Genomic DNA, 323 nt, shown 5'->3' with positions numbered 1-323 from the left:
CCGCGCGCCACCGCATCGGCGACGAGTTCTTCCATCTTGGCAACCTGGCGCGGATTCGCGAGCGGCCCGACCTGCGTGCCGGGTTGCATCCCGTCCCCCACCTTGAGCGCCCTGGTAGCAGACACGAAGTGCTCGGCGAACTCCTCGTAGACCTCACGCTGAATCAGGAAGCGCGTCGACGAGATGCAAACCTGGCCGGTGCCGCGGAAACGGTTCGCGGCGCCTTCGACAGCGGCCCGTTCGACGTCGGCGTCCTGGAACACGAGCACAGGTCCATGGCCGCCGAGCTCGAGCGTAATCGGCTTCACGCCTTCGGCTGCCCG

At 67.5% G+C, this 323-nt stretch carries 1 protein-coding gene; it reads right to left on the bottom strand.

Going from position 1 to position 323, the window contains the following annotated elements; translation table 11 throughout:
* Window positions 1-323: aldehyde dehydrogenase family protein (locus SB753_RS35855; protein ID WP_410804843.1), on the bottom strand; the 323-nt coding region annotated here is incomplete at both ends.

This window comes from Paraburkholderia sp. SIMBA_053 (assembly GCF_046534895.1).
Taxonomy (GTDB): Bacteria; Pseudomonadota; Gammaproteobacteria; order Burkholderiales; family Burkholderiaceae; genus Paraburkholderia; species Paraburkholderia caledonica.
Note: the sequence above shows the minus strand (reverse complement) of the source record. Positions and strands in the feature narration are given on the sequence as shown.